Here is a 13,117-nt window from a genome sequence, read left to right as displayed (position 1 = left end):
TAGAGGAAGGAAAAAATGAAAATAACACGTTCGATGCTTTTTGCAGGTCTGTTCGGTTTAACCTGCTGTGTTGCTGCACAAGCTGCCCAAAATATTTCAAAAGAAGAAGTCAAACATTTTAAATTAACTAAAGTAGGATCAATCTCAGTGGCCGAAACGGGAGGAAGCATCTCTTCGCCTTCCGATCTACATCAGGAGATCTCTAAACGTGCGGATGAGAAAGGTGCGAAGTATTACGTCGTCATCGCTGCACGTGAACACGGCCCGAACTTCGATGCCGTAGTCGATCTGTACAAATAAGTAAGATTTGGGGGGATAATTCCCCCCATTTTTAGGTGAGAGGGCGTACAATAACCGGCATTAAACTTAGGCTAATTTAATGACCGCCATACCAAGCAGCAGCAGAAAGATCCCTACGCCGCCGATCCAATTAAGTCGTTGACCAAATAAGATCCAGCCAAAGGTAATCGTTGCCAGTAGCCCCAATCCGCCCCACAGTGCATACGCCACCGCTAAATCGATCCCCTTTACCGCTTGCCCTAGCGCACTAAACGCCGCCAGCACCGCAATCAGTGACAATATGCCGTAGCCTTTCTTTTGAAATCCATTGGAGAGTTTAAGTAAAACGTTAGCGATGATTTCGAGGATCACCGCCAGTAACAACCATAAGCTGTGTTGCCACTCAAGTAAGAAAGCGATCATTGCATCACTCCTTGCTCTTTGGGGGCTGTCGCGCGTGTCCCAATCTTGATCAAGGTGATCCCGAGGATCAATAGCACTAGACCAAAGAGTTGCCCAGCCGATAATGTTTCGTCAAATAGCCATAGGCTACATAAAGAGATCAGAATAATGCCTACCCCTTCCCACATCGCGTAGGCGACCCCTAAGGCGATTTTTTTTATCGCAATAGATAACGAGAGGTAAGAACATCCAATCATTAATAACATAATGTAATAACCACTGGCGGCCCCACTGAGGGTTGACCACTTCATCGATAATGTCCCAGTGACTTCAAAAACAATCGCGAGTACTAATAGCATCCAATAAAACATGGTGATTCTTCCAAATCATGGCATAGGTGCTCTGCACCCCAAGTGGGTGAGAGATAATTTTAAAAACGATCAGGAAGAGTGGAGCTAAAGCGCAGAGCGCCAGTGTTGATCACTCGCAGAGTAGGAGAAAGGAGATAAAACAGTCGAACAAAAGAATCCTTCTTTATGGATCGGCATACGCATAAAAATTACAATTTATCCGCGGGGTTGCTTCTCATCGTTGCGGAAAAAATTTGTCCTCGGTAATGGTGTTATTGTAATTCTGGCACAGTAATGGCGATAAATCCCGCAGCTTTGCGAATCTTTACCTGGCATTTTAGCGCCTTAGGGCAGTGATTAGACTGAACCGGCTTTTTCTACCACTAAAACTCGCGCTTCCCCGCGGGGATGGGCGACATGTTCAGTACCGACACTGGCATAAAAGATATCGCCGACCTCTAGCATCACCGATTTTTCTTCCCCCGCCACTCGGTAGAACATCTCAACGCGGCCCTGCATTACTGCGAATACCTCTTGGCCATCGTTGATGTGCCATTTATAGGGTTGATCGGTCCAATGTAATCGGACGGAAGTTCCCTCAAAATCTGCAATATCAAGCGCTTGCCAAGCACGCTCCCCAGTAAAGCGACTACTCGATACTATTTTCATTTTCACTCCGCCACTGCGCTAGACTGCTGAGCGCTGCGAAATCCGCCGCAAGAAGGGCTAACGTCGTATTCCATAATAATTCGGCGTTATACGACGTTCCAGCGAGGGCAAAGCTAAGTACGGCATCGTCAACGAGCGTAACGCTTAACCCCAGATCACTTGCCGCCCGTACCGTAGAATTCACACAGAACCCTGCCACCGCACCGATAACTGTGAGGTGTGAGATCCCTTCAGCGAGTAAATGCTGATAAAGCCCGGTATGACTAAAGGCGGAAGAGCCATGTTTAATAAAAAATTTTTCATTCGGTAGCGGTTGAAAACCCTCGAGCGGCATGGCTGCCAACTGATCGGGATGTAATGTTCCGTTACTATCGTGATCGTGGTGATAGATATGAATGACTGGCCGCTGGCGTTGTCGATAAGCGTTGAGTATCAATAGCCCATTCTCTATCGCTTGGGGGGGGAAAGTGTCGATACCCTGATCGATACGTTGCTGCACAAATTGCTGCATATCAATAATTAAAAGCGCATCTGCCATTATTCTAGCCCTCGCTAATCGTGTAATCCCGAACGATACCAACCGTTTTACGGCCCCATTCTGAGTCAGTGACACGTTGCTGGTGTCAATCAAACGTATGATTGTCCGTGAACGATTCTTCTACTCGCCAGACCAAGGGATCGGAGGTTTGGGTAACAGAAAAAGACAGGCAGCCTGCTTCAGCCCGCGATAGCTGTTGGTGTTTAGGAAGGTAATGACTCACCGTTTGCGACTCTTCGGGTGTGCGACAACGTAAAAAACCACTCAATATAATCATTCGTTTTTCTTTACCTCATGCCATGAAGCTTCTACGTTAAGAGATAACGCGTAAAAAGGCTATAGCTCTGGAGGCTAAATATGTTGCAGGTATGGGGAAGAGAAACCTCTTCAAATGTCCAAGCCGTTATGTGGTGTATTGGGGAATTAGGGCTCGACTTTCAACGTTACGATTACGGCCATCACTTTGGTGGGCTGGACAGTGACGCGTTCTATCAACTGAATCCCAATCGTACCATCCCGGTGTTGCAGGATGATGATCATGCTCCGCTATGGGAAAGTGGGGCAATCCTCCGCTATTTAGCCAGTCGTTATGCCCCAGAGACGTTTTGGCCTGAAGAGATTTTTGCTCGATGTGAAGTGGATCGCTGGGCAGAATGGGCAAAAGTCAGTGTGACGTCACTCTTCACCCAACCCATTTTTTGGCAATTGGTTCGTACCCCGGCCGAAGATCGCGATCTGCCCGCGATTGAGCGAGCGATTAGCCGTTTTGAGCATAAATTAGCCATCGCCGAGCAACAGCTTAACCAATATCCCTATTTAGCCGGTGAGCACTTTAGTCTGGCCGATATTCAATTAGGCCATCTTCTCTACCGCTATTATCAGTTAGGGATTGGCCAACAACACTTCCCCGCGCTAGAAGAATATTACCACCGGCTGATCCAACGGCCTGCATACCAACGTCATGTTATGGTCAGTTATCAATCGCTACAAGTTTAAGTCTTTACGTAAGTAGTGGCGTTGCATGCCGACCTTAGGGAAATCTTGCAACGTCATGACGGTCTGATAGCCAAGCTTTGTGTAGAACAGGGGCGCTTGGAAGCTGAATGTATCGACTAAACTTAATTGGCACCCTAGGTGCTGAGCGTGGCCTTCCGCTTGCTGCAATAACCGTCCCCCCATTCCCTGCCCCCGAACTGACTCATCCACCCACAAATAATCAATGCATAACCACTGACCTTTAATGGAGGCATTCAGTCCACCCAACATTACGCCCTGCGCATCACGGCAATATACCCCGAAATGCCCTACGTCTTGCGGTGGCAGAAAAGTGTGATTGTAGCGTCGTAACCCAAAAAGTAGCTCTTGCTGGTCGGTCGTATTAAGCGTTGGAGTAAGAATATATTGCATCGCTAATCCTCACTTATTGGCTACGGTAATAAAAAATTACAGTTAAAGTCTCTGATATAAGTTATTTACAGCGCTTTTTATCCTATTGACAGTTGTTTGAGCGTTCAAAAACTGGCAATTTTCCTAATCAGCTTTTGGTAATAACGAAATTAGCGTTAAGGGGTTAGGTTGGACGTTACACTTCAAAAACAGAATAAAATCGCTGGAGCAAATATTCTTTGCTTCATACAGATGTTTTCCACCATGGGGTTCGCGGTACTCTATTCTTCGCTAGTACTTTACGCCACCAAAAAATTAGGCTTCAGTGAACACTCGGCCAACGCCATTATGGGGATCTTTGGTGCCTTTAATTATGGGCTGCATTTATTCGGCGGCTACCTTGGCGGGCGGTTCCTCAGTAACCGTAATCTGTTTGTCATCGGTATGGTATTACAGGTCATCGGTTGTTATCTGCTATCGAGTGCCCAGATGGACGGTCTATATTGGGGCCTGGCGCTATTTTTAACCGGTAGTGGCCTGAATGTTACCTGTATAAACATGATGCTGACCCAACGATTTACCCCCAATGATCCCCGTCGCGAATCGGCCTTTCTGTGGAATTATGCTGGGATGAATTTGGGCTTTTTTATGGGCTTTACCGCTGCCGGTTATTTTCAGTTGAGCCTGGATTATCATGCCCTATTTTTATTTGCGACCCTCGGTAACCTTATCGCCATCGTACTTACTGGGATCTTCTGGCGTCATTTGGCCGACCTCAATACACCACTGAGTCACACTTCACGGCCGGTGATGCGCCAACGGCTGGTGATCGGCTGTGTGATCTTATTGCTGTTGCTTCCCGTGGTGAAGGTCATGCTTACTCATTCCGAAGTAAGTAGTTACTTCGTTTTGGGCCTTGGTACTTTAGTCCTTATTGCTCTCTGTATTATTACAGGTCGACATAAGGTCGCCGCAGAACGTTCCCGAATGATTGCCTACCTCATCCTGACCCTCGGGTCATTGGTCTTTTGGTCTCTGTATCAACTTGCTCCGATGGGTCTGATGTTGTTCGCCGAAAATAACCTTAATTTACAACTCTTTGGCTGGCATATCGCCCCACAGTGGATACAAGATATCAATACGCTGGTCATTGTCTTAGGCGGACCGCTACTTGCCCTGCTCTTTAAACGGCTCCGTGCGCGTGGAATAACCATCGATATTCCCAGTCAATTTGCCGCATCCTTACTCTTTATGGGTGGAGGCATGTTAGTACTTCCTATCGGTATAGGTCTTGCCGGTTCTAATGGATTAGTGGATTTTCAATGGATAGTTTGGAGTTACTTACTGCAAAGTATTGGCGAACTGCTGATCTCACCGATAGGCTACGCCATGATTGGTCGTCTGGCTCCGCAACAATACCAAGGCTTGTTGATGGGAACCTGGATGATGATTTCCGGGATTGCCTCTATCCTTGCGGGCTATTTATCGCAAGCGATGCCGACCGCACAAGGCTCGACTCCCCTGTTCACCAACCCAGGATATAGCCATCTGTTTATCTTACTGGCAATCGCTTCTGGAGTAACCGCATTAGTGCTTGCGCTATTAATCCCGTTATTACGCCGCTTGATTGGGCCGGTGCAGGCCGGTTAATAAGGTGGGGAAGTCCCTTGGCGACCCTAGGTCGGCCAAGGGATAATTAGGGTTTAACACCTAAAATAGCAGGCTGTTCGGCACGATACCCGCCCCCCAGTGCTTTGATTAATAGCAGATCACAGCTTAGCTGCTGGGCATCAAGATCAACCAATAATAATTGCTGGGTTAATGTGGCACGTCTCGCTTCTTGAGCCAGATAAAGACTGGTCAATCCCCGTTGATAATGTGCTTGCACGCTGTCGGTCGTCAGCTGCGCGGCAGCCACTTTCTGTTGCTGTAATATGACTTGTTGGTTGAGATCATTCAATTGTTGCGAAGTGATCGCCACATCCCTCACGGCATTTAATACCGCTTGGTTGTACTGTTTAATTAGAATGTTACTGGCGGTTCGGGTTGAACGGAGCGCCGCATTTAACCGTCCCCCATCGAAGAGCGGTAAATAGAGCCCTGGCAAGATAGTAAATTGTTGAAAAGAACTTTTAAACAAATCGCCGATACTCAGCGCGTTGTAGCCCCAAAAGGCTTTGATATCGATATGCGGGTAAAACGCTGCTTTCGCGGCATCCACACGGCTTAACGAAGCCTGGACAGTGTGGCTCATCGCTTGCAGATCTGGCCTGCGGGCCAGTAAATCGAAAGAGAGTGACGCGGGTAGGCTTTGCTGTAGCTGTGGCCAAGGTTGCTGCGCGATGACTAGCGGTTGCTGAGCGATCATTCCCGTTAACGCGCGCAGGTTTTCTCGATCACGCATAATAGTGCTCTGCGCGGCGATACGTTGCTGCTGAGCGCTATACCACTCCGATTGCGCGGAGGCGATGTTAACCTGGTCTTCAAGACCGCGCGCCGCACGCTGTTGATGGGCTTTGAGAGAAAACGCGGCAATCGCTTCCTGCTGTGTTAATAACGCCACACGCCGGTAATTCGCTTGGAGAGAAAAGTAGAGCTGAGCAATACTCGAGGCCAAATCTAATTGTATTCCTGCGGTCTGCGCTAATTGCGCGTTTTGCTCACCCATGGCAGCCGCTACACCCGCTCGATTCGCCCCCCATAGATCGATATTGAGATCGGCCCCCACCCCCACCGTACTGAGGGTGTACCATGGGCCACGTTTATCGGTGGGGAGCGAGATGGAATAAGGCCACGTCGTTTGTCGATTGGTCACTCTCATATAATTTTGTGCGGCAATGCCGGTTGCCTGGATGCCTAATGTCGATTGGGCGACCTCAACCGAAGATTGCGACTGTTGAATACGCAGTTTAGCCGCTTGGAAGGTAGGCGAGTTGGCTAAACCGAGCACAATCAAGCTGGAGAGTTGCGGGTCATGATAAGCCTCCCACCACCGTGCTTGCGGCCACTGACTATTCGCCAGATGGATAACCTGAGAGAGTTGCGCCTGCTGTGCAGGTAACTGTTCGACCTGCACCGGTTCATCATGAATTAGGGCGCAGCCGCTGAGCAGCACGATGCCAAGCGTTAATGAGAACCCTTTTTTAAGCGCCATCACTGACTTCCTGAGTTGTTTGAAAAGCGGTTAGGCGACGTAAAGCGTTACCCAGTTCCGTGGCATAAGGATTATGCTTATCAGGATAGGGAATTGCCCGGACAGGATACTCCCCCTGTTTTGCGAGATGGGTTGCATAATCCTCTAACCAGGTTGCCGCATCAGTCAGAAAATAGTCCTCACTGTCAGCATAATAGCGATACCCCGTGGCCAGTACGGCGAGCTGTTGGGCGAGATCGACACTCTGCTCAATCGGCCACCGTGCAGCATCCTGATAGGGATGGGTGGTACTGCCCAACGGTTCAGCGTGAAGCCGAGTCGCGAGCGCGGTGACCTGCTCCACGGATTGGTAAATCGGTAAAGAAGTGGCCTGTTGCGCGGAGTGAGCAAAATAGCGGGACAATTGTCGATAGAGCGTAGCCATTTTCCCGCGTAGCCGCGGAGCATCACTGTCTGGCCATAAGTAGAGATAGACGAGGGAGGCGACAATGACGCCCAGTACAATACCAATCATTCTGTCTCGTAATTCCGTCAGATTACTCATCGGACCAAACCCGGACAGAAAAAGCAGCGCAAAGGTAAAACCCAGCTGTATCCCTGCATAAGCAATACGTTCACTGCCCGCCGCCAGCCAAGCCGAAAGCGCGAAAATCGGTAAACACATCAACAGCAGCCCGACAATCGTGTCGAGATGGGGCTGAATAAAGACCATACAGCCTACTGCGGCGGCAGCGGCGGCAAACGCACCAATGATGCGTAAGCCCGCTTTTTGATACGTCGCGCCCAATCCAGGCTGTGCGACGATGACACAACTGAGCATAATGGTATGTACGCCTTGCCACGCTGTCGCGGTATAGAAGAGGTAGCAAATAAAGCTGGCCAATAAGGTCTTCAGGGCAAACTGTAAATAAACCGGATTACGCCAAGCATCAGCGGCCATCACGGGTAGCTTTTCGGTCTCGCCGGGCGGTGCGGCGATAGACCGCCCGCGAGTAAATTGATGATATAGCGTACTTATTTCAGTGAGTATTGGGTCTTCAGCTATTATCTCTATGCTGGTGGGTGTTGATAACTGTCGCCGACGAGTTTGCCCGGCTAGTTGACGCAAACAATGTGCGAGCGTGGCGGCGTGACCGGAATCATTTTTATCAGGGTTGAGTCGATAGATTTCCGCTAATTCTGAACATCTCATGGCCATATTTGATAGTGAGCACCAACTTTCTTTATTTTTTTGGAAACCACTGTTGGTTAAGCTCGCCAGCGTAAATAGCGTCTGAATTTGACTGAGATGCTCAGCAATAATGATGCCTGCATGCCCCTTGATAGCCTGAGTGGGTTGTAATCTATCGGCTGCCTGCTCATAAAGATCGGCAACCTGCTGAGCAAACTGATAGTGTGGATAGGCCTGTATGAAGCAAGCATTCACTAACACGGTAACCCCTATGGCAATAACCATCGACATCCATAACCATAGAATAAGCCGAACGATAATTTCACTTTCACCCGTCATGGAGGGGAAGGTTTGTGCGTAGATAAGTACCAAGGCAACGACAAAAAAAGCTAAGCCCAGTTTGCCCAACACCCGCATAAAAAACATCGCCCAGAAAAACAGGAATAGCGAGGCCACTAAGCGAATTAACGGGTAATCGTAAGTGTACTTGATGATCAGTAGCATTCCGCCCAAAGCGAACAGCGCAACCACAATAAAACCCAGCCCAATGCCTGCAGTGAGGACAACGTTTTTTTGGGTAACATAAAAGACGACGATGATCGCGACGGCTAAAAAAGGCAACTGTAGGCTGAGAAAGAGTAAGGTCATAACCAAACATGAAAGGGTGATCCGTAGCGCAGCGTGACAGCGCTCGCTAGAGACCTCACTGGCTTGTACTCGCCATGACCGAGCGCTCATGGCTGAGATGGCCACAGCTGTAAGGTCGCCGTAGCCGAAGCGCCTAAGCGAAACAGGCGAGGATCGGCATCCGTTACCACAATTTTTACCGGGAAGCGTTGTGAAACATGAACCCAATTAATACTTTTTTGGATAACGGGTAAACCTTCAATCACACTATCGCCGCTGGCGAGCACTCCTGCCCCTACTGAGTCGACACGCCCTGAAAAGACATGGTGGTGATCGGTCATCACGCGAATTGTCGCGGCCGTTCCGGGGTGAATATCATTGAGATCAGTTTCTCTGAAGTTCGCCACCACATACCAGTGATCACTATCAATCAGTGTGAAAACAGGTTTTATCGCCGAAGCAAATTGGCCTGTGGTCGTTTTTAGGGCCACCACGGTACCTGAGAAGGGAGCCCTCACTTCGGTGCGCTCAAGATTAATGGTCGCTAAGGCAATCTGTGCAAGCGCACCTTCACGCTGGGCCACCAGTGCATCCACGCCTGATACTGCAGCCGTCGCTTGTTTCGCTTGGAGTAAGGTTGCATTCAGCTCTGCCCGCGCAGCTTTTTCAGCGGTACGGGCTTGGTCCAGCTCCTCTTGTGAGGCAAATCCTTGCGGGACGAGCGGTTCTAGCCGCTGACGAGAAGAGGTTGTTTGCTGTACCAGGGCTTGCGCCCTGGCTACCGCCGCGGTAACGGACTGGGCGTTATACTCTTGAGCTTTGACCGTTCGCCCGGTCAGTCGAATTTGAGCATCTAAAGCGGCTAATCGCGACTGTGCATCCAGTAACATTGCCCGGTATTGCCGATCATCAATTTTGAAGAGTAGATCGCCTTTTTTCACCCGCTGATTATCCTGAATAGGCATCTCAACAATCTGGCCACTCACCTCCGGGACGACATCAATGGTATCCGCATAGACATAGGCATCATTCGTCTGGGGAGAGGTTTGCAAATAGGCGATAACGCCAATCAACGCTACGATTGCCAAACAGACCACGACTAATAGTGGCCATTTTCGTCGAATAAAGGCGGTATTCGATGTTGTCATGATGACTCAACCCATAAAGAAAAGTAGCCATACAATGACGGCATAGATAAACATTAAGGCCAGATAACTGATGACCAGTGGGGAAAATGCACGTAGCCACCCTTGGCGAGCTAACAGAAGATGAGTCGGGATTAACAGAAACGCACCCGCCAGGCTACAAAAGAGCCAAGCGGGAAAAGCCGCCCCCAGTACTGGGATTGCTGGCGAGAGCGTGCAGCCAGTCAGTAACCCAGCCAGCATTAAGAGCAGAGGCTTTTTCCATTGATCACGCTGACGCATAATCGTTACTCCCTTAACTATTAAGATGCTTGATTGTTAACTTTTTTTGGTGAGATTGGAAGTAAAAGCGCGGCAGAATAGGATAAGAATGGGACGTGTAAACAACGGAGTGTTTATCGACAATCGTTATGGAATAGCGGCGAAGGCTGCGGGTAGTAAATTTTTTATTTATCGTCTAGCGTTAAGTTGTTTCGAAAAGGAGGCAGTAATATAAAAAAATAAAATAAAAATAATTTAAATAGAGTATTAAGTAAGAAGACTATTACTCGATACCCTATTTAAATGCCTCATTAACTATCGCTGCAGAATATCAATACTCTGCTGAGAGAATTATTCGACTCACAAATTAATGACTCCCCTAGGTATTATGTAATGCATTTTGAAAACTGACTTGATCCTCGTGATTGGGGGTAAACTGACAACGGAATTCGCCCTGCTCAACACCAAGGTGTAACGATTGATACTGTTGCTCGTCACGGCGTGCAGTCAGTAGCTTCTGACTGATTTGAGGCAATAAGGTGTTAGTAATAATTGCATCGACCATCCGCCCGCCCGATTCCACTTCCGTACAACGTTGGACGATTTGCATGGCCACGCTGTCGTCGATTTCTGTGACGATGTGGTGATTTTCAAGTAAACGCCGCTGAATGCGGGCTAATTGTAGGCGGACAATTTCGCCGAGCATCTGATCACTCAATGGATAATAAGGCACCACCCAGAGTCGCCCTAACAATGCAGGCGGAAAGACCTGCAATAGTGGGCTGCGTAAGGCGGAGGCAAGCGTCTCGGCATCAGGCAGCCGTTCCGGATCAGTACACATTCCGGTAACGAGTTCCGTTCCCACATTGGAGGTCAGGATAATTAGCGTATTACGAAAATCAATGTGTCGCCCTTCCCCATCTTCCATCCAACCTTTATCAAAAACTTGAAAGAAAATTTCGTGGACATCGGGATGCGCTTTTTCGATTTCGTCGAGTAATACCACGCTATAAGGACGACGGCGAACAGCTTCGGTTAAGACGCCTCCCTCTCCGTATCCGACATAACCAGGAGGTGCGCCCTTCAAGGTTGATACAGTGTGGGATTCTTGGAACTCACTCATATTAATGGTGATCACATTTTGCTCACCACCGTATAAAGATTCCGCTAATGCCAAGGCAGTTTCCGTTTTTCCGACACCGGATGGCCCGCACAGCATAAAGACCCCCAGCGGTTTATGCGGATCATCGAGGCGCGCACGTGCGGTACAAACACGCTTGGCAATCAGTTCCAATCCATGGCGTTGCCCGATAACGCGTTGACTTAAGGTGTCCGCGAGAGTTAATACCGCATCGATTTCGTTTTTCACCATGCGTCCCAAGGGAATACCGGTCCACTCTGATACCACGGTAGCCACAACGTTTTCATCGACCACGGCATACAATAGCGGAGCTTCCCCCTGTAGTGCGGTCAATTGCTGCTGTGTCGCCCGTAATTGCTGGCGAAGCCCAGGATTTTCTTGGTGAAGCTGCGCACGTAGCCCAATAAGTTGGCTCACTAATGCTCTCTCTTGCTGCCAACGTGACGTCAACGCCACACACTCGGTTTGGCAGGCGCCTAATGCACTTTCTAACTGCTCGACGCGCAGCTCATCGCCAAACGCGACACGTACTTCCCGTTTTGCAATCTCAATCTCGACCTCAAGGGCCGCAATCTGCTGGTGACAATAGGCGAGTTGCGCGGGAGGGACACTCTGACTGACTGCGACTCGAGCGCAGGCCGTATCCAATAAGGCAATCGCTTTATCAGGGAGCTGTCGTGCAGGAATATAACGGTGAGAGAGCTTAACCGCTGCCGTGACCGCTTCATCCAATAGCAGGACTTGGTGATGTTTTTCTAACGGTGATACCGTACTGCGTAGCATCTGAACGGCTTTGGTCTCATCCGGTTCAAGGACTTGAATCGGTTGAAAACGACGAGTCAGTGCGGGGTCTTTGTCAATATATTTTTTATACTCTGCCCAAGTGGTGGCACCAATCGTTCGCAGCTGGCCTCTCGCCAACGCAGGCTTAAGTAAATTTGCCGCGTCACCCGTACCTTGCTGGCCACCCGCGCCAATGAGGGTATGAATTTCATCAATAAACAGAATGATCGGCGTGGGACTGGATTGCACTTCATTAATCAGCGATTGCAAACGCGCTTCGAACTCACCCTTCATCCCCGCGCCAGCTTGTAATAGACCGATATCGATCAACCACAGCTGAACATTTTGTAAGGCCTCGGGCACATCGCCTGTTGCGATAAGGCGCGCAAAGCCTTCCACCACCGCCGTTTTACCCACTCCTGCCTCACCGGTAAGTAGAGGATTATTTTGCCGACGACGCATCAAGATATCGATCAGTTGCCGGATTTCTTCATCACGCCCGACAACCGGATCAATCTTCCCGTCGCGCGCGCGTTGAGTCATCTCTTGCCCATACTGCGTCAGCGTTGCTGCGGGGAGACTATGCTGTGGTATTGGCCCGACCGGGGCTTGCTGCGCTGCTTTGCTCTGCGACAACAGCGTGTCGAACTGTTCACTCAACCGTTCCACATTGATGCGGGTGAATTGCGGTGAGATCCCCTTTAGAACGGTGGCGAGGTTCCTGGTTTTCAGGATCCCGATAAGTAAATGCCCGGTACGCAGACGATCAACGCCAAAGTTAAGGGATCCAATTACCCAAGCACGTTCCACCGCACTATCGATATGTTCTGATAGATCGGAGACAGCGCTCGCCCCGCGAGGGAGTGCATCCAGCGCGGCAATAATATCGCAGGTTAACGCGGCCTCATCCACAGCAAAGTGCCGGATAATCTGCTGTAGATCGCCTTCCTGCTGCTGCATAAGTTGATGCAACCAATGCACCAGCTCGACGTAAGGATTGCCACGTAATCTACAAAATGCCGTCGCGCGCTCTAACGAGGAAAAGAGTAAGGGTTCCAGTTTGCCGAAAAGAACGGCTCGACTAATTTCTGACATGTTCAGTTCCATTGATAACATTTATCACTTAATAGGACAGCAAGGATATCGTCCTATGAGGGGTCGAAAGGATAGAGCAAAGTGGGGAATTCCGTCGTCTAAATCATTCCCCATCA

Annotated in this window: 14 protein-coding genes; 3 read left to right on the top strand and 11 right to left on the bottom strand. The window is 49.3% G+C overall.

What is annotated here, in order from left to right:
* Positions 1-33 precede the first annotated feature (33 nt).
* Positions 34-300, top strand: coding sequence for a YdgH/BhsA/McbA family protein (locus BMX14_RS03040; protein ID WP_092673426.1), 267 nt, complete (start codon positions 34-36; stop codon positions 298-300).
* 66 nt (positions 301-366) lie between these two features.
* Here BMX14_RS03040 and mdtI read toward each other — a convergent pair whose 3' ends face one another.
* The 5 genes from mdtI to BMX14_RS03015 form a co-directional block, all read right to left on the bottom strand.
* Positions 367-702 carry a multidrug/spermidine efflux SMR transporter subunit MdtI gene (gene mdtI / locus BMX14_RS03035; protein ID WP_092672619.1) on the bottom strand — a complete coding sequence of 112 codons (336 nt, stop codon included), beginning with the start codon at positions 700-702 and terminating at the stop codon, positions 367-369.
* Positions 699-1,052 (bottom strand): multidrug/spermidine efflux SMR transporter subunit MdtJ, encoded by a 354-nt coding sequence (gene mdtJ, locus BMX14_RS03030; protein WP_092672616.1) that lies wholly within the window; start codon positions 1,050-1,052, stop codon positions 699-701. The genes mdtI and mdtJ overlap by 4 nt, the downstream gene beginning before the upstream one ends.
* Positions 1,053-1,388: 336 nt before the next feature.
* Entirely contained in the window at positions 1,389-1,700 is a 312-nt protein-coding gene (locus BMX14_RS03025) for a cupin (protein ID WP_092672613.1), read from the bottom strand.
* The gene (locus BMX14_RS03020) at positions 1,681-2,238 is read right to left on the bottom strand and encodes an isochorismatase family protein (protein WP_092672611.1); all 558 of its coding nucleotides are present in this window, start codon (positions 2,236-2,238) and stop codon (positions 1,681-1,683) included. The genes BMX14_RS03025 and BMX14_RS03020 overlap by 20 nt, the downstream gene beginning before the upstream one ends.
* Before the next feature lie 85 nt (positions 2,239-2,323).
* The gene (locus tag BMX14_RS03015) at positions 2,324-2,515 is read right to left on the bottom strand and encodes a putative quinol monooxygenase (RefSeq protein ID WP_230527253.1); all 192 of its coding nucleotides are present in this window, start codon (positions 2,513-2,515) and stop codon (positions 2,324-2,326) included.
* 80 nt (positions 2,516-2,595) lie between these two features.
* Between BMX14_RS03015 and BMX14_RS03010 the strand changes: the two genes are divergently transcribed.
* Positions 2,596-3,234, top strand: coding sequence for a glutathione S-transferase family protein (locus BMX14_RS03010; RefSeq protein WP_092672608.1), 639 nt, complete (start codon positions 2,596-2,598; stop codon positions 3,232-3,234).
* Here the strand turns inward: BMX14_RS03010 and BMX14_RS03005 are convergent.
* A complete protein-coding gene (locus tag BMX14_RS03005) occupies positions 3,223-3,645 on the bottom strand; it encodes a GNAT family N-acetyltransferase (RefSeq protein ID WP_092672605.1) in 423 nt (140 codons plus the stop codon). The genes BMX14_RS03010 and BMX14_RS03005 overlap by 12 nt on opposite strands.
* Before the next feature lie 168 nt (positions 3,646-3,813).
* On the opposite strand from BMX14_RS03005, the gene BMX14_RS03000 reads away from it, so the two are divergent.
* Positions 3,814-5,274 (top strand): peptide MFS transporter, encoded by a 1,461-nt coding sequence (locus BMX14_RS03000; protein ID WP_230527251.1) that lies wholly within the window; start codon positions 3,814-3,816, stop codon positions 5,272-5,274.
* Positions 5,275-5,320: 46 nt separating this feature from the next.
* On the opposite strand, the gene BMX14_RS02995 is transcribed toward BMX14_RS03000, so the two are convergent.
* The 5 genes from BMX14_RS02995 to tssH all read right to left on the bottom strand — a co-directional run bounded on the left by BMX14_RS02995 (position 5,321) and on the right by tssH (position 13,001).
* A complete protein-coding gene (locus tag BMX14_RS02995; protein ID WP_092672599.1) occupies positions 5,321-6,778 on the bottom strand; it encodes an MdtP family multidrug efflux transporter outer membrane subunit in 1,458 nt (485 codons plus the stop codon).
* On the bottom strand, positions 6,768-8,687 hold the full coding sequence (locus BMX14_RS02990) for an FUSC family protein (protein ID WP_092672596.1): 1,920 nt from the start codon (positions 8,685-8,687) through the stop codon (positions 6,768-6,770). The genes BMX14_RS02995 and BMX14_RS02990 overlap by 11 nt, the downstream gene beginning before the upstream one ends.
* On the bottom strand, positions 8,684-9,724 hold the full coding sequence (mdtN, locus tag BMX14_RS02985) for a multidrug transporter subunit MdtN (protein WP_092672593.1): 1,041 nt from the start codon (positions 9,722-9,724) through the stop codon (positions 8,684-8,686). Before mdtN ends, BMX14_RS02990 begins: the two co-directional genes overlap by 4 nt.
* 6 nt (positions 9,725-9,730) lie before the next feature.
* Complete coding sequence (locus BMX14_RS02980) at positions 9,731-10,003, bottom strand: YtcA family lipoprotein (RefSeq protein ID WP_092672590.1); 273 nt, start codon at positions 10,001-10,003, stop codon at positions 9,731-9,733.
* 358 nt (positions 10,004-10,361) lie between these two features.
* Entirely contained in the window at positions 10,362-13,001 is a 2,640-nt protein-coding gene (gene tssH / locus BMX14_RS02975) for a type VI secretion system ATPase TssH (protein ID WP_092672587.1), read from the bottom strand.
* Positions 13,002-13,117 lie beyond the last annotated feature (116 nt).

This window comes from Rosenbergiella nectarea, assembly GCF_900111105.1.
In the GTDB taxonomy this organism is placed as follows: domain Bacteria; phylum Pseudomonadota; class Gammaproteobacteria; order Enterobacterales; family Enterobacteriaceae; genus Rosenbergiella; species Rosenbergiella nectarea.
This window is presented reverse-complemented; position numbering and strand designations above follow the sequence as displayed.

Coding starts and splice junctions, on each gene's coding strand:
- BMX14_RS03040 (WP_092673426.1), top strand. CDS start 34: ATGCTTTTTGCAGGTCTGTTCGGTTTAACCTGCTGTGTTGCTGCACAA.
- mdtI (WP_092672619.1), bottom strand. CDS start 702: ATGATCGCTTTCTTACTTGAGTGGCAACACAGCTTATGGTTGTTACTG.
- mdtJ (WP_092672616.1), bottom strand. CDS start 1,052: ATGTTTTATTGGATGCTATTAGTACTCGCGATTGTTTTTGAAGTCACT.
- BMX14_RS03025 (WP_092672613.1), bottom strand. CDS start 1,700: ATGAAAATAGTATCGAGTAGTCGCTTTACTGGGGAGCGTGCTTGGCAA.
- BMX14_RS03020 (WP_092672611.1), bottom strand. CDS start 2,238: ATGGCAGATGCGCTTTTAATTATTGATATGCAGCAATTTGTGCAGCAA.
- BMX14_RS03015 (WP_230527253.1), bottom strand. CDS start 2,515: ATGATTATATTGAGTGGTTTTTTACGTTGTCGCACACCCGAAGAGTCG.
- BMX14_RS03010 (WP_092672608.1), top strand. CDS start 2,596: ATGTTGCAGGTATGGGGAAGAGAAACCTCTTCAAATGTCCAAGCCGTT.
- BMX14_RS03005 (WP_092672605.1), bottom strand. CDS start 3,645: ATGCAATATATTCTTACTCCAACGCTTAATACGACCGACCAGCAAGAG.
- BMX14_RS02995 (WP_092672599.1), bottom strand. CDS start 6,778: ATGGCGCTTAAAAAAGGGTTCTCATTAACGCTTGGCATCGTGCTGCTC.
- BMX14_RS02990 (WP_092672596.1), bottom strand. CDS start 8,687: ATGAGCGCTCGGTCATGGCGAGTACAAGCCAGTGAGGTCTCTAGCGAG.
- mdtN (WP_092672593.1), bottom strand. CDS start 9,724: ATGACAACATCGAATACCGCCTTTATTCGACGAAAATGGCCACTATTA.
- BMX14_RS02980 (WP_092672590.1), bottom strand. CDS start 10,003: ATGCGTCAGCGTGATCAATGGAAAAAGCCTCTGCTCTTAATGCTGGCT.
- tssH (WP_092672587.1), bottom strand. CDS start 13,001: ATGTCAGAAATTAGTCGAGCCGTTCTTTTCGGCAAACTGGAACCCTTA.